The organism is Bradyrhizobium sp. CCBAU 25360, from assembly GCF_028128695.1.
Lineage (GTDB): Bacteria > Pseudomonadota > Alphaproteobacteria > Rhizobiales > Xanthobacteraceae > Bradyrhizobium > Bradyrhizobium ottawaense.
The window spans coordinates 132,110-152,244 of the sequence record NZ_LBJA01000031.1; the positions used below are offsets into that span (position 1 = coordinate 132,110).

25 protein-coding genes are annotated in these 20,135 nt (G+C 65.3%); 14 read left to right on the top strand and 11 right to left on the bottom strand.

Annotated features, from left to right (window positions below):
* The first annotated feature begins 34 nt into the window (after positions 1–34).
* Positions 35–421, top strand: a complete 387-nt coding sequence (locus XH81_RS08760) for a response regulator (protein WP_028142891.1) — start codon at positions 35–37, stop codon at positions 419–421.
* 81 nt (positions 422–502) lie between these two features.
* Here the strand turns inward: XH81_RS08760 and XH81_RS08765 are convergent, their stop codons facing one another.
* The 5 genes from XH81_RS08765 to XH81_RS08785 all read right to left on the bottom strand — a co-directional run bounded on the left by XH81_RS08765 (position 503) and on the right by XH81_RS08785 (position 5,602).
* Positions 503–1,621, bottom strand: a complete 1,119-nt coding sequence (locus XH81_RS08765) for a branched-chain amino acid ABC transporter substrate-binding protein (RefSeq protein WP_028142892.1) — start codon at positions 1,619–1,621, stop codon at positions 503–505.
* A gap of 162 nt (positions 1,622–1,783) precedes the next feature.
* The gene (locus XH81_RS08770) at positions 1,784–2,527 is read right to left on the bottom strand and encodes an ABC transporter ATP-binding protein (RefSeq protein ID WP_026201689.1); all 744 of its coding nucleotides are present in this window, start codon (positions 2,525–2,527) and stop codon (positions 1,784–1,786) included.
* Positions 2,524–3,357, bottom strand: a complete 834-nt coding sequence (locus tag XH81_RS08775) for an ABC transporter ATP-binding protein (RefSeq protein ID WP_271596101.1) — start codon at positions 3,355–3,357, stop codon at positions 2,524–2,526. The genes XH81_RS08770 and XH81_RS08775 overlap by 4 nt, the downstream gene beginning before the upstream one ends.
* A complete protein-coding gene (gene livM / locus XH81_RS08780) occupies positions 3,354–4,673 on the bottom strand; it encodes a high-affinity branched-chain amino acid ABC transporter permease LivM (RefSeq protein WP_028142894.1) in 1,320 nt (439 codons plus the stop codon). The genes XH81_RS08775 and livM overlap by 4 nt, the downstream gene beginning before the upstream one ends.
* A gap of 11 nt (positions 4,674–4,684) precedes the next feature.
* Positions 4,685–5,602, bottom strand: coding sequence for an ABC transporter permease subunit (locus XH81_RS08785; protein WP_028142895.1), 918 nt, complete (start codon positions 5,600–5,602; stop codon positions 4,685–4,687).
* Between the two features lie 276 nt (positions 5,603–5,878).
* Between XH81_RS08785 and XH81_RS08790 the strand changes: the two genes are divergently transcribed.
* Complete coding sequence (locus XH81_RS08790; protein WP_018316535.1) at positions 5,879–6,061, top strand: hypothetical protein; 183 nt, start codon at positions 5,879–5,881, stop codon at positions 6,059–6,061.
* A 226-nt stretch (positions 6,062–6,287) separates the two neighbouring features.
* Positions 6,288–6,824 (top strand): hypothetical protein, encoded by a 537-nt coding sequence (locus XH81_RS08795; protein ID WP_028142896.1) that lies wholly within the window; start codon positions 6,288–6,290, stop codon positions 6,822–6,824.
* On the opposite strand, the gene XH81_RS08800 is transcribed toward XH81_RS08795, so the two are convergent.
* The 3 genes from XH81_RS08800 to XH81_RS08810 form a co-directional block, all read right to left on the bottom strand.
* Positions 6,786–7,178, bottom strand: coding sequence for a carboxymuconolactone decarboxylase family protein (locus tag XH81_RS08800; RefSeq protein WP_028142897.1), 393 nt, complete (start codon positions 7,176–7,178; stop codon positions 6,786–6,788). The two genes, XH81_RS08795 and XH81_RS08800, sit on opposite strands and share 39 nt — an antisense overlap.
* A gap of 129 nt (positions 7,179–7,307) precedes the next feature.
* A complete protein-coding gene (gene pcaD, locus XH81_RS08805; RefSeq protein WP_028142898.1) occupies positions 7,308–8,090 on the bottom strand; it encodes a 3-oxoadipate enol-lactonase in 783 nt (260 codons plus the stop codon).
* 28 nt (positions 8,091–8,118) lie between these two features.
* A complete protein-coding gene (locus XH81_RS08810) occupies positions 8,119–9,474 on the bottom strand; it encodes a 3-carboxy-cis,cis-muconate cycloisomerase (protein ID WP_028142899.1) in 1,356 nt (451 codons plus the stop codon).
* 173 nt (positions 9,475–9,647) lie between these two features.
* Between XH81_RS08810 and XH81_RS08815 the strand changes: the two genes are divergently transcribed.
* The 11 genes from XH81_RS08815 to adhP all read left to right on the top strand — a co-directional run bounded on the left by XH81_RS08815 (position 9,648) and on the right by adhP (position 18,832).
* Entirely contained in the window at positions 9,648–10,094 is a 447-nt protein-coding gene (locus XH81_RS08815; protein WP_028142900.1) for an SRPBCC family protein, read from the top strand.
* Positions 10,095–10,228: 134 nt separating this feature from the next.
* Positions 10,229–10,714, top strand: coding sequence for a (2Fe-2S)-binding protein (locus XH81_RS08820; protein ID WP_028142901.1), 486 nt, complete (start codon positions 10,229–10,231; stop codon positions 10,712–10,714).
* Positions 10,715–10,741: 27 nt separating this feature from the next.
* On the top strand, positions 10,742–11,548 hold the full coding sequence (locus XH81_RS08825; RefSeq protein ID WP_028142902.1) for an FAD binding domain-containing protein: 807 nt from the start codon (positions 10,742–10,744) through the stop codon (positions 11,546–11,548).
* Positions 11,549–11,610: 62 nt separating this feature from the next.
* Positions 11,611–12,549 carry an AAA family ATPase gene (locus tag XH81_RS08830; RefSeq protein ID WP_028142903.1) on the top strand — a complete coding sequence of 313 codons (939 nt, stop codon included), beginning with the start codon at positions 11,611–11,613 and terminating at the stop codon, positions 12,547–12,549.
* 161 nt (positions 12,550–12,710) lie between these two features.
* On the top strand, positions 12,711–13,913 hold the full coding sequence (locus XH81_RS08835; protein WP_028142904.1) for a vWA domain-containing protein: 1,203 nt from the start codon (positions 12,711–12,713) through the stop codon (positions 13,911–13,913).
* Between the two features lie 10 nt (positions 13,914–13,923).
* Positions 13,924–14,247 (top strand): XdhC family protein, encoded by a 324-nt coding sequence (locus XH81_RS08840; protein ID WP_007602422.1) that lies wholly within the window; start codon positions 13,924–13,926, stop codon positions 14,245–14,247.
* Between the two features lie 2 nt (positions 14,248–14,249).
* Complete coding sequence (locus XH81_RS08845) at positions 14,250–14,951, top strand: XdhC family protein (protein WP_028142905.1); 702 nt, start codon at positions 14,250–14,252, stop codon at positions 14,949–14,951.
* Positions 14,948–16,552 carry an NTP transferase domain-containing protein gene (locus tag XH81_RS08850; protein WP_028142906.1) on the top strand — a complete coding sequence of 535 codons (1,605 nt, stop codon included), beginning with the start codon at positions 14,948–14,950 and terminating at the stop codon, positions 16,550–16,552. The genes XH81_RS08845 and XH81_RS08850 overlap by 4 nt, the downstream gene beginning before the upstream one ends.
* Before the next feature lie 192 nt (positions 16,553–16,744).
* Entirely contained in the window at positions 16,745–17,134 is a 390-nt protein-coding gene (locus XH81_RS08855; protein WP_028142907.1) for a DUF4189 domain-containing protein, read from the top strand.
* Positions 17,135–17,261: 127 nt separating this feature from the next.
* A complete protein-coding gene (locus XH81_RS08860) occupies positions 17,262–17,672 on the top strand; it encodes a DUF2000 family protein (protein WP_028142908.1) in 411 nt (136 codons plus the stop codon).
* Between the two features lie 134 nt (positions 17,673–17,806).
* Positions 17,807–18,832, top strand: coding sequence for an alcohol dehydrogenase AdhP (gene adhP / locus XH81_RS08865; protein ID WP_028142909.1), 1,026 nt, complete (start codon positions 17,807–17,809; stop codon positions 18,830–18,832).
* Between the two features lie 4 nt (positions 18,833–18,836).
* Here adhP and XH81_RS08870 read toward each other — a convergent pair whose 3' ends face one another.
* From XH81_RS08870 to XH81_RS08880, 3 genes are read right to left on the bottom strand one after another with little or no spacing between them, the layout of a single operon-like run.
* Positions 18,837–19,250, bottom strand: coding sequence for a GFA family protein (locus tag XH81_RS08870; RefSeq protein ID WP_028142910.1), 414 nt, complete (start codon positions 19,248–19,250; stop codon positions 18,837–18,839).
* Between the two features lie 12 nt (positions 19,251–19,262).
* Positions 19,263–19,727, bottom strand: coding sequence for an SRPBCC family protein (locus tag XH81_RS08875; protein ID WP_028142911.1), 465 nt, complete (start codon positions 19,725–19,727; stop codon positions 19,263–19,265).
* A complete protein-coding gene (locus XH81_RS08880) occupies positions 19,724–20,059 on the bottom strand; it encodes an ArsR/SmtB family transcription factor (protein WP_028142912.1) in 336 nt (111 codons plus the stop codon). Before XH81_RS08880 ends, XH81_RS08875 begins: the two co-directional genes overlap by 4 nt.
* Between the last annotated feature and the right edge of the window lie 76 nt (positions 20,060–20,135).

Here is a 20,135-nt window from a genome sequence, read left to right on the forward strand (position 1 = left end):
ATACGATTTGGATCGATCTGTGGGGGTCATTCCCATGCCTCGTATTCTCATCATCGACGACCAGAAGGACGTGCGCGCGATGGTCGCGATCGTGCTTCGGGTCAACCGTTACGAGGTTGCCGAGGCCGACAGCGGTGCGGCCGGGCTGAAAACCTTTGCGGAAGGCTCTTTTGACGCGGCGATTGTCGATATTTTCCTTGGCGACGTCAGCGGTGTCGACGTCATCGCGACCCTGCGCGAGCAGGCGCCGGGGCTTCCCGTCGTTGCGGTGTCCGGAATGACGGCGCTGGATTTCATGGAGCAGTCGTCCCACCTGGCCAACGTGGTCTGCCTGCAGAAACCGTTTCGGCCGAACGATCTCCTGCAAGCGCTTCGGAAAGCCCAGGCCGCGGCCAGCGGCGAGCTGCCTGCAGCCGTCTGAACCCGCTGCGAAAAGAAACGCCCCGGGCAAGCCGGGGCGTGGAGACGATCGTATGGCGGTCCGAGGGCGCGGCAAGCGGGCTTAGGTGCCGTTGCCCTTGATCTCGGCATAGTTGCCCTTGGCGTCCCATTTGTAGACGACGTAGTCGATCTGCTTGATGTCGCCCTTGGCGTCATACTCGACCGGACCGATTACGGTGTCCCACTTGCCGGCCTTCATCGCCTCCATGACCTTCTTGGCGTCGGTGGTGCCGGCCTTCTTGGCCGCCTGCGACCACACCTGCATCGCCGCGTAGGTGTAGAGGGTGTAGCCCTCCGGGTCGATATTCTTGGCCTTGAAAGCCTCGACGATCTTCTTCGCGGTCGGCTTGTTGCGCGGATCGGGGCCGAAGGTGAACAGCGTGCCTTCGCCGGCCGGGCCGGTGATGGAGGCGTACTCCTTGTCGGCGAGCGCGTCGCCGGCCATCAGCACGGTCTTGAGGCCCTGGTCGCGCATCTGACGCAGGATCAGGCCGCTCTCCTGATGGTACCCGCCGACATAGACGAGGTCGATGTTGTCGCGCTTCAAGCGCGAGACGATCGCGTTGAAGTCCTTGTCGCCCTTGTTGTAGGACTCGTACATCTTCTCGGTGACGCCGGCCTTGTTGAGCGCCTTCTTGGTCTCATCGGCAAGACCCTTGCCGTAGGTGGTCTTGTCGTTGAGGATCGCGATGTTCTTGCCCTTGAAGTTCTTGGCGATGTACTGCGCCGCGATCAGGCCCTGCTGATCGTCACGACCGCAGACGCGCGCCACGTTCCAGAGCTTGCGCTCGGTGAACAGCGGATTGGTCGAGGCCGGCGTGATCTGCAGCACGTTGCCGTCGGCATAGGCTTCCGAAGCCGGGATCGACGACGACGAGCAATAGTGCCCGGCCACGAACGGGATTTTCGCGCCGGCGATCTTTTCGGCGATCGAGCGCGCCTGCTTCGGGTCGCAGGCGTCGTCCTCGACGGAAAGCGCGAGCTTCTTGCCGTTGACGCCGCCTGCGGCATTGATATCGGCCACGGCCATTTCGGCGCCGTTCTTCATCTGGCGGCCGAAGGCGGACTCGCCGCCGGTCATCGGGCCTGCGACTGCGACGGTGACATCCTGCGCGAACGCCGCGCTCGACAGCGCGATCGACGCGCCGAATGCCAGACCGATGAGCTTCAGTGACTTCATGAGATACCTCGCGGGTGGTCGCCTGTGGAAGTTGCCGGGCGTGCCCGGTCCAAACCAACGCCATTCTCGAATGAATTTACCGAGAAGTCACCGGCAAAATACGGGCATCGGCAGAGATATCTCGCCACATTCGGCCGCACGCGGGTCGGGCTTGCCGGCCGGTCAGCCGTGCCGGCCGCCCTCCAGGTAGGCAGCGCGAATCTCGGGGCGCTGCAACAATTCGGCGCCGGTACCGGCCAGCGTGATCAGGCCATTGACCATGACGTAGCCGCGATGGGCGAGCTTGAGGGCGTGGTTGGCGTTCTGCTCGACGATCAGGACGGTCAGGCCGTCCTGCCGGTTCAGGGTGCGGATCGCATCGAAGATCTGGCGCGCGATCAGCGGCGCAAGGCCAAGCGAGGGCTCGTCGAGCAGGAGCAGGCGGGGACGGCTCATCAAGGCGCGGCCGATCGCCAGCATCTGCTGCTCGCCGCCGGACAGCGTTCCGCCGCGCTGGGCGTAGCGTTCCTTCAGGCGCGGAAACAGCGTGAAGACGCGTTGCAGCGTCGCCTCGCGTTCGCCCTCCGTGCATTCGGTGGCATCCGCCCCCATCTGGAGGTTTTCCGCCACGCTCATGCGCGGGAAGACGCGGCGGCCCTCCGGCGATTGCGCGATACGCAAATGCGCGATCTCGTGGGTCGGGACGTCGGTGATGTCGCGGCCTTCATACAGGATCTGGCCGGCGCGGGCGCGCGGCTTGCCGAAGATCGTCATCATCAGCGTCGACTTGCCGGCGCCGTTGGCGCCGATCAGCGCCACGATCTCGCCGGCATTGATCTCGACGTCGACGCCCTTCAGCGCCTCGATCTTGCCGTAGGCGGCGCGCAAGCCCCGGATCGCGAGCAGGGGAGAGGGCGCCGCGGTCACGACCCGCCCTCCATCACGGCTGCCGCCTCTTCCTCGTCGGCGCCGAGATAGGCGGCGATCACCTTGGGATCGTCGCGGACCTCGCGCGGCGTGCCTTCGGCGATCTTGACGCCATGGTCCATCACCACGATGTGGTCGGAGATCTCCATCACCACCGACATGTCATGTTCGATCAGGAGGATCGAGGTGCCGAGCTCGTCGCGGATCGAGAGCAGGAGCTCGCTCAAGGCCGCGCTCTCGCGCGCATTGAGGCCGGCGGCGGGCTCGTCCAGGCACAGAAGCGCGGGCTCGGTGCACATTGCGCGCGCGATCTCGAGCCGGCGCTGGTCGCCATAGGCGAAATTGCCTGCGGCATCGTCGGCGCGGTCGAGCAGATTGACCCGCTTGAGCCAGTCCGTGGCGAGATCAATCGCGCGCTTTTCGGCATCGCGATAGCCGGGAGCGCCGATCAGGCCGAGGAAGGTGAAGCCGGAGGCGCGCATCAGTGCGTTGTGCTGCGCCACCATCAGGTTTTCCAGCGCGGTCATGCCGGGAAACAGCCGGATGTTCTGGAAGGTGCGAGCCACCTTGGCTTGCTTGGCGATGCGGAAATCGTTCAGCCGCTCCAGCGCGATCGTCCTGCCGCCGGCAAGGCTGAGGCGAATGGCGCCGCCGCTCGGTTTGTAGAACCCGGTGATGCAGTTGAAGACGGTGGTCTTGCCGGCGCCGTTCGGCCCGATCAACGCGGTGATCTTCTTCCGCTCGGCGGCGAAAGAAAGGTCCTGCACGGCAACGATGCCGCCGAAACGCATGGCGAGTCGGTCGACGCTGAGAATCTTGTCGCCGCTCATCCGTGCCCTTCCTTGACGAGGTCGGAGGAGATCGCTTGCGCCTTGGTCAGATACACGGTCGGTGCGCGATGGCCGATAAGGCCGCGCGGCCGCCAGATCATGATCAGCACCATGGCCATGCCGAACACCAGCATGCGATAGCCCTCCAGGCTTCGGAACAGTTCGAAGCCGCCGATCATGGCGAGCGCGGACAGCGCGACGCCGAGCTGCGAGCCCATGCCGCCGAGGACGACGATGGCGAGCACCAGCGCCGATTCCTGGAAGGTGAAGGATTCCGGGCTGATGAAGCCCTGCCGGGTGGCGAAGAACGCGCCGGCAAAGCCGCCGAACATCGCACCCGTCGCGAACGCCGTGAGCTTGGTGGTCGTGGTGTTGATGCCGAGCGCGCGGCAGGCGACCTCGTCCTCGCGCAAGGCTTCCCAGGCCCGTCCGATCGGGAGGCGGCGCAGGCGGATCGTCGCCCAGTTGGTGAGCAGCGCCAGCGCCAGGATCAGGTAGAACAGGAAGACGATGCGGTGCGTCGGCGAATATTCGATGCCGAGCCTGGCGGCGAGCCCGTCGTCGCTGTTGTCGAGCGGGATACCGAAGAAGGTGGGGCGGGGAATGCCGGAGACGCCGTTGGGGCCGCCGGTGAGATCCTGCCAGTTGATGATGACCAAGCGGATGATCTCGCCGAAGGCGAGGGTCACGATGGCGAGATAGTCGCCGCGCAGGCGCAGCACGGGGAAGCCGAGCAGGACGCCCCAGAAGGCGGCGAGGATGCCGGCGAGCGGCAGGCAGATCCAGAACGACCAGCCGAAATTGGTGGCGAGCAGTCCGTAGGAATAGGCACCGACAGCATAGAAGGCGACGTAGCCGAGATCGAGCAGGCCCGCGAGCCCAACCACGACGTTCAATCCCCAGCCCAGCATGACATAGGTGAGCACCAGGATCGCGAGGTCGAGGATGTAGCGCTGGTTATAGAAGATCACCGGCACCAGCAGCGTGAAGATCAGGAGCGCCGGCGCGAGGTAGCGGCCAATGAACGATATGCCGCTTTGCACCGCCGGCGGCACCAGCTTCTCGGCGCCGGTCGGGCCGATCCATTGCCGAAGCAGCTCGATCGCGATCGAGCCGCCGAACACGGCGGCGACGATGGACGCGAGGTCGCCGAAGCGGGTCCAATAGGTGAGCTGGCCGGAGGAGCCCGCCTCGGTGCGGATGCCGATCATCAGCGAGAACAGCACCAACGCGATCAGCGCATTGACGAAAGCCGTCTTCAGGAGAGCGGAGATGCCAGTTGCAGGTTTGGCCGTGTTGGTCGAGGGAGCTGTCACGCGCGCGACCGTCAGACTTTTTCGACTTCGGGACGGCCGAGCAGGCCGGTCGGCATGAAGATCAGCACCACGATCAGGATCGAGAACGCTGCGACGTCCTTGTACTCGACCGAGAAATAGGCCGACCAGAACGTCTCGATCAGGCCGATCGCGAGGCCGCCGAGCATGGCCCCCGGCAGCGAGCCGATGCCGCCGAGCACGGCAGCGGTGAACGCCTTGATGCCGGCGACGAAGCCCATGAAGAAATCGACGAGGCCGTAATAGAGCAGATACATCAGGCCCGCGACCGCGGCGAGCGCGGCACCAATCACGAAGGTCATGGAGATGGTGCGGTCGACGTCGACGCCGAGCAGCGCCGCCATGGTCTGGTCCTGCTCGCAGGCGCGCATGTCGCGTCCGAGCCGGGTGCGCGATACCAGCCAGGTGAAGATCGCCAGCAGCACGATAGTGGTGATCACCACCATGATCTGGATGTTGGAGAGCTGGATCACGAAGCCGTCCGTGCTCTCATGCAGGGTGTAGCCACCGGTGATGAAGGGCGGGATCGGCTTGACGCGCGCGCCCTGCGCAACCTGCGAATAGTTGGTCAGCACGAAGGACATGCCGATCGCCGACAGCATCGGGGCGAGGCGGAAGGAATGGCGAAGCGGCCGGTAGGCGATGCGTTCGATGGTCCAGCCATAGAGCGCGGTGATCGCCATCGAGACCAGCAGCACGACCAGCAGGATCAGCGGGATCGCGGTCAGTCCGAACGAGATCAGGATCAGGAAGGTGATCAGGGCGATGAAGCCGCCGATCATGAAGACGTCGCCATGGGCGAAGTTGATCATGCCGACGATGCCGTAGACCATCGTGTAGCCGATGGCGATCAGGCCGTAGATCGAGCCCAGAACGAGACCGTTGATGAGCTGCTGGGCGAAGTAATCCATGGGCTGCCGTACCAAACCTGACGCGGGCTCAAAAGGAGCTCTTAGGAGAGTGGGTTTCTTGGGCCGTTTCTTGGGCCCCGGCAGCCCCTAAGCATTCTTCCGGATTTGTAACAGGAGGGAACTGGCGGCTGCAACAGCTCACGCTCTGGCAGAAGGTCTTGTACAGAGCTCATTTGGCCGTCGGTTCCGCAACTGCGAGGAACCGGGTTCCTCGGGCAACCAAAGCGGATGCCGGCCGTTATCTCGCCTCTGACGTCCAACAAGGGAGTTCCCCGAATGACGAAGCAGCAGAACCAGAATCCGGGTCAGCAGAGTCAGAACCCCGGCCAGCAGCGCCCAGGTCAGCAGCCGGGCCAGCAGCAGGGCGGCGGTCAGAAACCTGGACAGCAGCAGCAGAACGATCCGATGCGCCAGGGCGATCGCCCCGGCCAGCAGCAGGGCGGCCAGCAGGATAAGTAATTTGGGAGCCCGAGAAAGAAGGTTAGTGAGGAGGGCCCCGCCGCAAGGCGGGGTCTTTTTTTGGGCAGTTGGTTGCCGAGTCAATGCTGCGCATTGCCCCGGAACGACGGGGGCAGGGCAATTAAGGTAAACAAAGGGTTTAAATTGCCGCCACAGTCTGATGCGAGTTAGCTCCCGGCAAAGCCTTCCCAGCGGAAGGCGCGTGGTCGACGAAACGGGAAGCGGCATGTTCAGGAATTGGCGGATCGGCTCGGTCAACGGCGCGCTGCTGGCGGCCTATTTCATTCCGGCCTGGACCATCGTCGCCTTCAACATCATCGTCGCACCGGTGCATGGCCTCTACGAGCGGCCGAGCGTCGCCGTCGCGCTGTTCCTCAGCGACCATCTCCAGATGGCAGGGATGAGCACGGTGCGCGCGGCCTGGCTGCTTGCGCTGGGCCGGCTTACCGTGGTGGCGTTCTTTGCGATCTATCTGGCTCTGCTCTGCGTCCCCCGGACCCGCAAGTCCGGCGGCAGCGACGAGGCGCTCGGGATCGCGCTGGCGATCGGCAGCCTGATCTCGTTTGCCAGCATGGTGATGGCTTCGAAGGTCGGCGAGATGGCCGCGCTCCGGCTGCACGCCACCGAGCTGCTGCTGCTGCTCGGTGCTGCCATCGTGATCCTGATCGAGCGGCCCGATGCGGCTCCGCAGAGCGTCGAGACCCCTGCCGAGATCCCTGCGTCGCTAGGTCTTGAGCAGGCCGAGCTCCTGCACAATCGCTGAGGCTTCCTTGACGGCGTGGTTCGCCGCCGGCACGCCGCAATAGATCGCCTGCTGCAGCAGGATTTCCTTGATGTCGTCGGGGGTGAAGCCCCCCTCCGCGAGCGCCGCACGCACATGCAGGCGAAACTCGTCCCATTGCCCGAGCGCGACCATGGTGCCGATCACCAGCACACGCCGCGTGCGCTCGTCGAAATGCGGCCGGGTCCAGATTTCACCCCAGGCGTAGCGGGTGATCATGTCCTGGAAGTCGGTGTTGAACGCATTGCGGTTCGCGATCGACTTGTCGACCCAGGCATTGCCCAGCACCTTTCGGCGCACGTTCATGCCGGCATCGCGGCGCTTCTGGTCGTCCATTGTGGTGCCTCCAGTCAATCATTCCGGGGCGATGCGAAGCATCGAACCATGGTGCGCAATTGCGCACCTGAGAATCTCGAGATTCCGGGTTCGCCTCTTCGAGGTGCCCCGGAATGACGGTGACAACAACTAGCGTTGCGTCAAGAACCCCACCACCGCGTCCGTAAACGCGTGCGGCTGCTCGACGTTGGAAATATGCGCGGCGTCGATGATGGTCATGCTTGCGCCCGGAATATTCGAGCGGATCAACTCGCCCGCCGAGATCGGCGTCGCCATGTCGTGACGGCCGGCGATCACCAGCGTTGGGCTCTTGATCTTCGGCAGCAGCGCGCGCTGGTCGAGCGTCGACAGCGCCTCGCAGCAGGCGAGGTAGCCTTCGACGGGGGAGGCGAGCAGCATCGACTTCATCCTCGCGGTGATGTCAGGCTCGCGCTCGCGGAAGTCCTGCGTCAGCCATCCCGCGATCACGGCATCGGCGACCGCGGCGATGCCGCCCTTCTTCACGGCGTCGATGCGCTCCAGCCATTTGGTCGGCTCGGCATAGTAGCAGGAGGTATTGGCGAGGATGAGCTTGCCGAAGCGCTCCGGCGCGTTGGCGCCGAGCCATTGCCCGACCATGCCGCCCATCGACAGGCCGCACCAATGCACCTTCTCGATGTTGAGGTCGTCGAGGATCGCGAGCACGTCGCGGCCGAAGCGCTCCATGGTGTAGGGGCCGGGCGCAACGTTTGACTTGCCGTGGCCGCGGCGGTCGTAGCGGATGACGCGGAACACCTGCGTCAGCGCCTTCATCTGCGGCTCCCACATCTGCAGCGTGCAGCCGAGCGAGTTGGACAGCATCAGCGTCGGCCCGCCGTCGCGGCCCTCGACGGAGACGTTGAGCAGGCAACCGTCGGCATCGATCATGGGCATGCGGCGTCTCCGTCGTACTTTGCGGTTCTTATTCGCGGTCGAGGCTGTCGAGCAGCCGGTCGATCAAGGCTTGGGAAGCCCCTTGATAGGCCATCGGCTCGAACAATGCCGCAATTTTTTCCGGAGAAAGATGGGCAGTGACCTGCGAATCGGCCGTCAGCACCTCGCGCAAATGTTTCTTCTCGGCGACCGCGCGCTTGCTGGCGGTCTCGATGAGATGATGCGCATCGCTCTTGCCGATCTTGTCGGCCAGCGCGAAGGTGACAGCTTCCGCCATGATCAGGCCGTGCGTCGCATCGAGATTGCTGCGCATGCGCGCGGCGTCGACGTCGAGGCCCTCGGCGATGTCGACGATGGCGGCCAGCGCGCCTGAGGCGACCAGCATCAATTGCGGCAGCGTCGGCCATTCCGCGTGCCAGGGGCCCGCGCTGCGCTCATGATCCTGCACTTGGGCCGCAAATATCGTCGCTGCAAGCTGCGGGGCCATTGTGGCGGCGCCCAGCGCGCTTGCGGCGGCGACCGGGTTGCGCTTGTGCGGCATGGTCGAGGAGCCGCCGCGGCCTTCGCCCGCGGGCTCGAAGGCCTCCGCGACGTCGGTCTGCATCATCAGCGAAATGTCGCGCGCGATCTTGCCGCAGGTTCCAGCCAGAATAGCGAAAGCCGAAGCGGCCTCCGCGATGCGGTCGCGATGGGTGTGCCAGGGCGCTTCCGGTAGCGGCAGGTTCAGCTCCTGCGCCAGCCGCTCGGCCACCGCCAGCCCCTTGTCGCCGAGGGCCGCCAGTGTGCCGGCGGCGCCGCCGAATTGCAGCGCGAGGCCCTTGCGGGAGAGCCGCCGCAGGCGGCAGCGGGCGCGAGCGAGGCCTGCGGCATATTCGGCGGCTTTCAGGCCGAACGGCATCGGTAGCGCGTGCTGCAGCCAGGTCCGTGCCACCATCGCGGTGTTGCGATGGCTGCGCGCCAGCGCGGCGAACCCCTTGATGGCGCGGCTGAGGTCGGCGTCCAGCGCATCGAGGCCGGCGCGAAGCGTGAGCATGGTCGCGGTGTCGATGACATCCTGGCTGGTGGCGCCCCAATGCACGTAGCGCGCGGCCTCGGTGTCGGCCCTGCCGACATTGGCGGTCAGCATCTTGACCAGGGGAATCGCCAGATTGCCCGATCGCGTCGCGGCCTCTGCCAGCGCCGCCATGTCAAAGAAATCGGCCTTGCATGCGGCCTCGATCGAGCCCACCGCAGAGGCCGGAATCACGTCCGTGGCGGCCTCCGCGCGTGCCAGGGCTGCCTCGAAATCGAGCATGTTCTGCAGGGTCGACCGGTCATCGCAGACCGCGCGCATGGCGGCGCTCGACAGCATCGGTGCGAGCAGGGGGGAGAGGGATGTGCTCATATTGCGCGCGACCTAATCATCATGGCCCGGCTGTGCCAATCCCCAACCGCCCGCACACGTCTTTTTGCAGTTGCGAATTTGCATTGCACTTGACCGGGTGTCGCCCTTTCCTTTGCCGCGTGCCTGCGTTACTTGATCAGCACTATAAGTTACGCGATCCGGGAGGCACCCTCATGGCCATGACGATGAACGGCGAAGTCCAGCTTGCGGCGCCGCGCGAGGCCGTGTGGGCCAAGCTCAATGATCCCGAGGTGCTGAAGGCCTGCATCCCCGGCTGCGAGGAACTCGAGAGGACCGAGGACGGCGGCTTTCGCGCAACGGCGAAAATGAAGGTCGGCCCGGTGTCGGCACGCTTCAAGGGCAAGGTCACGCTCTCCGATCTCGACCCGCCGAACGGCTACAAGATCTCGGGCGAGGGCGAGGGCGGGGTCGCCGGCTTCGCCAAGGGTGGCGCGGTGGTCAAGCTGGCGGAGAAGGACGGCGGCACGCTGCTGTCCTACGATGTCGAGGCGCAGATCGGCGGCAAGTTGGCGCAGCTCGGCCAGCGCCTTATCAACGGCGCCGCCAAGAAACTCGCCGACGAATTTTTCGCGAACTTCGCCAAGGCGGTACAGGGCTGAAGGTCATCGCCTTCGGCATGGCACCTTGCGTCCCGGGCGATGTTGCCCCGGGGCATAATGGCCCATATGATGGGTTGGAATAATTATAAGAACCGCTTCGACGGGACCCGTCGGGGCGCTGATAGAGAGTGCTTATGGCAAAAATCTCCCTCATCGTGAACGGCAATCCAGTCACCGCCAACGTCGATCCCCGCACCCTCCTGGTGCAGTTTTTGCGCGAGAATCTGCGCCTGACCGGCACCCATGTCGGCTGCGACACCTCGCAGTGCGGCGCCTGCGTCGTGCATGTCGACGGCAAGGCCGTGAAATCCTGCACCACGCTTGCGGTGATGGCCGACGGCCACGAGGTCAGGACGATCGAGGGGCTGGCCGCAGACGGCGCGCCGCTGCATCCGATGCAGGAGGCCTTCCGCGAGCACCATGGCCTGCAATGCGGCTTCTGCACGCCGGGCATGATCATGACCGCGATCGACATCGTGCACCGCAAGGGCAACGAGCTCGACGACCATACGATCCGGGAAGAACTGGAAGGCAATCTCTGCCGCTGCACCGGCTACCAGAACATCGTCGCCTCGATCTCCGCCGGCGCCAAGGCGATGGCGAAATCCGACCTCGCGTAACGCGCATCCCGCGATCAGGACATTCAGATGTACGAATTCAAATATCATCGCCCCGGGACCGTGCGGCAGGCCGCCAACCTCCTGGTGAAGAACGAAGACGCCAAGGTGATCGCTGGCGGCCACACGCTGATTCCCGTCATGAAGCAGCGCCTCGCCAGCCCCCCGCATCTGGTCGACCTCTCCCATATCGAGGGGCTCAATACGATCGAGATGAAGGGCCGTTCGCTGGTAATCGGCGCCACCGCCAAGCACGCCGAGGTCGCGACCTCCGCCATCGTCGGAGAGGCGATCCCGGCGCTCGCGAATCTTGCCGGCGGAATCGGTGATCCCGCCGTACGTCACAAGGGCACGATCGGCGGCTCGCTCGCCAACAACGACCCGACCGCGGACTATCCGGCCGCCGTGCTCGCGCTGGGCGCGACCATCGTCACCAACAAGCGGCGCCTCAAGGCCGAAGAGTATTTCCAGGGCCTGTTCTCGACCGCGCTGGAAGCCGACGAGATCATCACGAAGGTGATGTTCCCGCTGCCGAAGAAGGCGGCCTACGTCAAGTTCCGCAACCAGGCCTCGCGCTATGCGCTGGTTGGCGTGTTCGTGGCGCGGCGTCCGTCCGACGTGCGGGTTGCCGTCACCGGCGCCGGCTCCGAAGGCGTGTTCCGCGTCACTGCGTTCGAGGAAGCCCTGAAGAAGCGCTTCGCCGCGAAGGCGCTTGACGGCATCGAGGTGCCGGCCGAGGGCCTCAACAGCGATATCCACGGCAGCGCCGAATACCGCGCGCATCTCATCGGCGTGCTGACCCGGCGCGCCGTCGACGCCGCCAACGCCAAGGAGTGAGGTGACCTCACGCCTCGGCCCAAACTTGTCCCCGGTGAGGGCGTAGCGAGACTGGCTTTTTCATGACTTCAGCGGCCAATACTTCCGGGGCCAATACTTCAGTTGGGTTGCCGGCATCGGTCGATGCGATGCTCGAACTCCTGACGTCGCGCGGCTACCTCGCGGAGCGGTCGCTGGCGACGGTGACGTATCTCTCGCTGCGCATGGGCCGGCCGCTGTTCCTGGAAGGCGAGGCCGGCGTCGGCAAGACCGAGATCGCCAAGGTCCTGTCCGCTGCGCTCGGGCGGAAGCTGATCCGCCTGCAGTGCTACGAAGGCCTCGACGTCTCCTCCGCGGTCTACGAGTGGAACAGCGCCGCGCAGATGATCGCGATCCGGATGGCGGAAGCCGCCGGCGACACCGATCGCGACCAGCTCTCGAGCGACATCTTCGCCGACCGCTACATGATCAAGCGGCCGCTGCTCCAGGCGCTGGAGCCCGACGTCGCGGGACCACCGGTGCTGCTGATCGACGAGCTCGATCGCGCCGACGAGGCGTTCGAGGCATACTTGCTCGAAATCCTCAGCGACTTCCAGGTGACGATCCCGGAGTTCGGCACCGTCAAGGCGCCGAGCCCGCCGATCGTCATCATCACCTCCAACCGCACCCGCGAGATCCACGACGCGCTGAAGCGGCGCTGTCTCTATCACTGGGTCGATTATCCCGCCGCTGAGCGCGAGCTCGCGATCGTCAAGACGCGCGTGCCCGGCATCTCCGCCAAGCTGTCGCAGCAGGTCGTGCGCTTCGTGCAGGCTTTGCGCAACCAGGACTTCTACAAGTCGCCGGGCGTCGCCGAGACCATCGACTGGGCCACCGCGCTGTCGGAGTTAGATGCCCGCTCGCTGACCCCGCAAGTGGTCGGCGACACGCTGGGCGCGCTGCTCAAATACCAGGACGACATCACCCGCATGCAGGGTGATACCCTGCAGAAGGTGCTGAAGGACGCGACGAGCGAGAATTGATCTCGCGCTACAACTGAGCTCGTCATTCCGGGGCGCGACGAAGTCGCGAGCTATGGTGCGCAATTGCGCACCTGAGAATCCATAACCACGATCGGGAGTATGGATTCCGGGCTCGCGACAAGTGGCGCGTCCCGGAATGACGAGGGGATGGATACGAGACCATGGCCATCAACCACCTGGCGCCCGCGCAGACCGAGCAGTTCGCCGACAACATCGTCGGCTTCGCCCGCGCGCTGCGCTCTGCGGGCATGCCGGTCGGGCCGGGCGCTGTCATCGACGCCATGAGCGCGCTCCAGGTGATCGACATCGGTAACCGCGCCGATGTCTTCACCACGCTGGAGGCGATCTTCGTCAAGCGTCATGAGCACGCGCTGATCTTCAAGCAGGCCTTCAACCTGTTCTTCCGCGCCTCGGAAGAATGGAAGCACATGCTGGATTCGGTGCCGCTGCCGGACCAGGCCAAGAAGAAGCCGCAGGCGGGCTCCCGCCGCGTGCAGGAGGCGATGTCGCAGCCGCGCATGACCGAGACGCCGCAGCACCAGGAGCAGGATCTGCGCCTGTCGGTGTCCGACAGGGAGATCCTTCAGAAGAAGGATTTTGCGCAGATGAGCGCCGCCGAGATCAGCGAGGCGCTGCGTGCGGTCGAGCGGATGCATCTGCCGCAGGCCGAGCTTCTGACGCGCCGGCACCGGCCTGATGCGCGCGGGCTTCGCCTCGACCTGCGCCGCACGCTACGCGCCTCCTTGCGCACCGGCGGCGACATCATCGACATCCATCGTCTCGGGCGGATCGAGAAGCCGGCGCCGATCGTGGCGCTGCTCGATATCTCGGGCTCGATGAGCGAGTACACCCGCCTGTTCCTGCATTTCCTCCATGCCATCGGCGATGCGCGCAAGCGCGTCTCGGTGTTCCTGTTCGGCACCCGGCTGACCAACGTCACCCGCGCGCTGCGCCAGCGCGATCCCGACGAGGCGCTGGCGAGCTGTTCTGCCTCGGTCGAGGACTGGGCCGGCGGCACGCGGATCTCGGCCTCGCTGCACAACTTCAACAAATTGTGGGCGCGGCGCGTGCTGAGCCAGGGCGCCATCGTGCTCCTGATCTCCGACGGGCTGGAGCGGGAGGCGGATTCCAGGCTCGCCTTCGAGATGGACCGGCTGCACCGCTCGTGCCGGCGGCTGATCTGGCTCAACCCGCTGCTCCGGTTCGGCGGCTTCGAGGCCAAGGCCCAGGGCATCAAAATGATGCTTCCGCACGTTGACGAATTCCGCCCGGTACATAATTTGAGTTCGATCCAGGAGCTGATCACGACGCTCTCCCGGCCGCTGCCGCCGCATCACCGCAGCCTGATCCGCTCCGCAGCTTGAGAGGCACCCCATGCTCGATCGCGACGAGGATATTCTGAAGGCGGCGGAGGACTGGCAGAAGGCCGGCCGTGGCGTCGCGCTCGCCACCGTGGTGGAGACCTGGGGCTCGGCGCCGCGCCCGGCAGGCTCCAGCCTCGTCATCAACGACGAGGGTACGTTCCTGGGGTCGGTTTCCGGCGGCTGCGTCGAGGGCGCCGTGGTCACCGAGGCCATGGACGTGATCCAGAGCGGCAAGCCGAGGATGCTGGAGTTCGGCGTCGCCGACGAGACCGCCTGGAATGTCGGGCTGTCCTGCGGCGGCACCATCCGCGTCTTCGTCGAAAAGGTCGGTTAGCCGTGAAGCTCGAGATCCTGCACGAACTCAACGCCGAGCGCGCCGCGCGCCGGCCGGTGATCCTGGTGACCGACACCGAGAGCGGCGAGCAGCGGCTGGTGAAGGCGAAGGATTTTGCAAAAGATCCCTTGCGCGCCGAACTCGACAAGCAACTCCGCATGGGCAAGAGCGCCAATGTCGAGGCCGGCGGCAAGAAGCTGTTCCTCAACGTCTACGCGCCGACCGCAAAACTCGTCATCGTCGGCGCGGTCCATATCAGCCAGGCCTTGGCGCCGCTGGCGCGCTCGCTCGGCTACGACGTGACCGTCGTGGATCCGCGCACGGCGTTCGCCAGCCCCGAACGCTTTCCCGACGTTCCGCTGGTGGCCGAATGGCCGGACACCGCGCTGCCGCCGCTCAATGTCGATGCCTACACCGCCTTCGTCGCGGTGACGCACGACCCCAAGATCGACGACCCCGCGCTACTGCACGCCTTCGAGCGCGGCTGCTTCTATATCGGCGCTCTCGGCTCGCGGAAGACGCACGCCAAGCGCGGCGACCGGCTGCGGGCGCAGGGCGCCAAGGAAAGCGACATCGCGCGCATTCACGCGCCCATTGGCCTCGCGATCGGCGCGGTCTCCCCGTCCGAGATCGCGGTGTCGATCATGGCGGAGATCACCGCGGTGCTCCGCCTGCCACCCAAAGAAAAAGAAGAAGCGGCATGAAGTTCGGCCCGGCGAGCCCCAAGGATGCAATCGGCGGGGTGACCGTCCATACCCTGCGCCAGGGACCGCTGGTGCTGAAGAAGGGCACGACGATCGGGCCTGCCGAGGTCGAGCAGCTCACGCGCGCCGGCATCAAGGACATCGTCGTGGTGCGCATGGAGGCGGGCGACGTCTCCGAGGACGTTGCGGCCGCCGGCATCGCGCTGGCCGTCGGCGGCGAGGGCATTCATGTCGAGCGTGCCTTCACCGGCCGTGCCAATCTGTTCGCCGCACGTCCGGGCGTGCTGGTGATCGACCGCGCCGCGGTCGACCGCATCAACAACATCGACGAAGCCATCACCTTTGCGACGCTCACCGCCTACAAGCCGGTGGTCGAGGGCGAGATGGTCGGCACCGTCAAGATCATCCCGTTCGGCGTCGAAGGCAGTTTGCGCGATGCCGCGGTGAAAGCCGCAGGCAAGGACGTGCTGAAGATCGCGCCTTACGTGATCCAGCGCGTCGGCGTGGTCTCGACGCTGCTGCCGGGCCTGTCATCCAAGGTGATCGACAAGACGCTGCGCGTCACGGCCGAGCGGCTCGCACCCGCCGGTGCCAGCATCATCGCCGAGCGGCGGGTCCAGCACGACGAAGCCGCGCTGTCGGCGGCGATCAAGGAATTGCTCGGCCTCGGTGCGGAGCTCGTCATCGTGTTCGGCGCGTCCGCGATCGCCGACCGCCGCGACGTGATTCCGGCGGCCGTCACGGGGATCGGCGGCGAGATCGAGCATTTCGGCATGCCGGTCGACCCCGGCAATCTCTTGCTGATCGCGCGGGCCGGCGACGTTCCGGTGCTGGGCGCACCGGGCTGTGCGCGCTCGCCGGTCGAGAACGGTTTCGACTGGGTCTTGATGCGGCTCCTCGCCGGCATCAAGGTGACGCGCTCGGAGCTGATGGGTATGGGCGTCGGCGGCCTCCTGATGGAGATCGTGACGCGGCCGCAGCCGCGCGCACAGCCCGAGACCGAGGGCAATAGCCAGGTCGCCGCCATCGTGCTCGCGGCGGGCCGTTCGACCCGGATGGGCGGGCCAAACAAGCTGCTCGCCGAACTCGACGGCAAGAAGCTGGTGCGAATCGCGACCGAGCAGGCTCTGGCCTCCAGGGCATCCGAGGTGATCGTGGTCACCGGCCACCAGACCGAGCTGGTCGAGCAGGCGCTGCAGGGTCTGAAGGTGAAGTTCGTCAGGAATCCGGATTTTGCCGGCGGGATCGCCAGCTCGGTCAAGGCCGGCATCGCTGCCGTCCCTGAAGCTTGCGACGGCGCCGTGGTGTGCCTGGGCGACATGCCGCTGATCGATGCCGGTCTGATCGATCGTCTCATCGACGGCTTCGCACCGGATCGCGGCAATCTCATCGTCGTGCCCGTGAGCGAGGGCCGCCGCGGCAATCCCGTGCTGTGGTCGCGCCGCTTCTTCAAGGAGCTGATGACGCTCGATGGCGACGTCGGCGCGCGCCATCTGATCGCCAAGCACACCGAGGCCGTAGCCGAGGTGCCCGTCGACGGCGAAAGCGCCTTCCTCGATATCGACACGCCGCAGGCGCTGGAAGCTGCGCGAGGCGGATGACGGTGCCGTAGCTGCGGAGGGTGGATTAGCCGAAGGCGTAATCCACCACCTGTGTGTCTGCGCGGATACAAAAGAGGTGGATTGCGCTTCGCTAATCCACCCGTGCGCGCACGATTTCAACCACCCGTTCACCATCTGGAAACGACCGCCGCTTAGAGTCGCCTCCACCTGCCTTGGGGGAGGGGATTTTCCATGGCTTCGAACGTCGTCGCGCGCCGTTGCGCGATGTTTTGCTTTGTCTTGTCAGTTGCCGTCACGGGCGCCCGCTACATCACCGAAGCCCATGCCGCCGGCGCGATTGCAGTCGGCAAATGCGGCGCTTATGGCCAGGCCTTTGATTACGGCCACGAGCACGAGGCGCGTGCCGCGGCGCAGAAGCAGTGCAAGGGCGATTGCACGACCGTGACGATGAAGCGCGCCTGCGCTGCGATGTCGGTCGATCTCGCCAACCCCTGCGGCGCTTATGGCTATGCCGTCAAGCCGAAGATCTCTGCCTCGCTCAACGCCGCCACGCGCGAATGCTACAAATACGGCGGCAAGGAATGCGTGATCCGCGCCTGGGCCTGCGACGCCAAGGGTTGATTTCCTCTTGCTGTCATTCCGGGGCGATGCGTAGCATCGAGCTATGGTGCGCAATTGCGCACCTGAGAATCTCGAGATTCCGGGCTCGGTCCTTTGGACCGCCCCCGAATGACAGTGGAAGGAATAGATGCAGTTCGACACCAAGATCGCGGTCGTGATCCGCACCGATCTTCAGGCCTGGCAGAAGCTCAACGTCGCGTCCTTCCTCACCAGCGGCATTGCCGCGGCTTTTCCCGAATGCATTGGCGATGCCTATGAAGACGCCTCGGGCACGAACTATCATGCGTTGATCGGCCAGCCGATCCTGATCTACGGCGCCGACGGGCCGGCACTATCGCGCGCGCTGGATCGTGCGCTCGCGCGCAACGTCAAGCCGGCGGTCTATACCGAGGACATGTTCAGCACCACGCACGATGCCGCCAATCGCGAGGCGGTGAGGGCCGTGGCGCGCAACGATCTCAACCTCGTCGGCATCGCCATGCGCGCCGAGCGCAAGGTGATCGACAAGATCGTCGATGGCCTGAAGTTCCATAGCTGACACGCCGGCATCGGCGCGGCGTCATCGTGGTGTCATGATGGGCCGCCTTGCGCAAACTTTGTGCTGTTTGACGCCCATCAAAGGAGCGCGGCGCGGGGTCGTTATTCTGCTCCAAAATGCAGAGGAGCAGACAGATGCCGACCATGAAAGCCGCAGTCGTCAAGCAATTCGGCAAGCCGCTGGTGATCGAGGACGTGCCGGTGCCGCAGCCCGGCCCCGGCGAGATTCTGGTCAAGGTGAAGGCCTGCGGCGTCTGTCACACCGATCTGCATGCAGCCTCCGGCGACTGGCCGGTGAAACCGGTACCGCCCTTCATTCCCGGCCACGAGGCGGCCGGCACCGTCGCCGCGCTCGGGCCCGGCGTGAAGAATCTGAAAGTCGGAGATGCCGTCGGCGTCGCCTGGCTGCACGACGCCTGCATGTCTTGCGAATATTGCGAGACCGGCTGGGAGACCCTGTGCGAGCACCAGCACAATACCGGCTACAGCGTGAACGGCGGCTTCGCAGAATATGTGATCGCCTCGGCCGCCTTCGCCGCAAAGCTGCCGGCGACGGTCGATTTCGCCGCCATCGCGCCGATCCTGTGCGCCGGCGTCACCACCTACAAGGGATTGAAGGAGACGGAGGCCAGGCCCGGCGAGTGGGTGGTGATCTCAGGTGTCGGCGGGCTCGGCCATGTCGCGATTCAGTACGCCAAGGCGATGGGGCTCAAGGTCGCTGCCGTCGATATCGCCGAGGACAAGCTGGAGCTGGCGCGCGAAACCGGCGCCGATCTCGCGGTCAATGCCCTCACCGCTGGTGCGGTGGACCAGGTTCTTGCGGCAACCGGCGGCGGGGCCCACGGCGTGCTGGTGACGGCGGTCTCGACCGCCGCGTTCGCCCAGGCGCTCAAGATGGTGCGCCGGAAGGGCACCGTCAGCCTCGTCGGCCTGCCGCCGGGCGAATTCCCGACGCCGATCTTCGACGTCGTCCTCAAGCGCATCACGGTGCGCGGCTCCATCGTCGGCACGAGGCGCGACCTCGACGAAGCCGTCGCATTCGCCACCGATGGCAAGGTGAAGGCCGAAGTGACGAAGGTGCCGCTAGCGCAGATCAACGATGTCTTCGAGCGGATGAAGGCCGGCAAGATCGACGGTCGCATGGTGCTTGATTTCGGCTAGCGCCTCATCCAGGCGGCATGCCTTCGAACGTTACCAGGCTGGGATCGAGGCGATCCCAGTCATGGCCGCGCGCGGCGAAAGTGACTGCCTGCGGCTTGTAGCGGGCAGGCTCGTCGAGGCTCGCGGCGCGGATTGTGAAGACGTCGGGCTGCGCCGCGAAGGTCATGTACACAGGCACGCCGCACTGCGTGCAGAAGCCGCGCGTCTTCACGTTGCCGCTGTCGGCGACGATATCCCAATGCTTCGCCTCGCCGGTTAGCGTGACGCCGGCTCGTGCGAACGTCGCGTATGAGCCATGCGCACTGCCGCTTTCGCGCTGGCAGTCCCGGCACTGGCAGTGATTGCTGAACAGGGGTTCGCCGGCAATCGAATAGCGGATCGCGCCGCAGGCGCAGCCGCCGGTATAGGGCTTGTCCATTGAGGTGCTTCCCTACTTGTCTTCGCCGGAGATGGCATCCAGCCGCTGCAGCACCTTGACCCAGCCGTCGCTCATGTTGCGATAAGCGGTGTCGTTCGTCGGCGTCACGAAGCCGGAGTGCACCACGCGCACGCGCGTCCCTGCTTCGACCGGCGTGAGGGACCAGGTGACGACCGTGTCGAGCGCCGAGCCGTAACCGGTGTTACCCTCGTCGCCACCCTTCCAGGCATAGGCGAAGCGTTGGTTCGGCACGACCTCCAGAACGCGGCAATGGATCGTGCCATCCCACGCGCCGGCCGGGTTGGTCTTGAACGTGAAGGTGTTGCCTTCGACGGCCTCGAAACCGGTCGGCGGCATCAGCCAGCGCGCAATCAGCTGTGCGCTGGTCAGCGCCTTCCAGATCGTCGCGACGGCGTGAGGGAAGACCTCGTCGATGACGATGTCCTGGGTCTGGATCTTGGAAGCAACAGCACTCACGGATCGATCTCCTTCAAGAGGTCACGCAGATTCTGGAAGCGCTCGCGCCAGAACACGCCGTAATGGTCCATCCAGGTGACCAGCGGTTCGAGCCCCTGCGGCGCGGCGCGGTAATAGACGTTGCGGCCCTCTGCGCGCTCGGCGACGAGGCCCGCCTGTTTCAACGACTTCAGGTGCTGCGAGATGGCGCCCTGGGTTACGCCGCTGCCGCGCGTCAGCTCGGCGACGGTGATCTCCTTGCTCTCGAACACGCGCTCGAACACCGCCCGGCGCGTCGGGTCGGCGAGGGCGCGCATCACAGTGGTGACGGGGTTTGGAGCGGTTTCGATCATGTCATTCAATTAGCCGACGCTAATTAATTAGTCAATACTAATTCGTCTGAGGCTACCCAAGAGAACAGCCTTAACT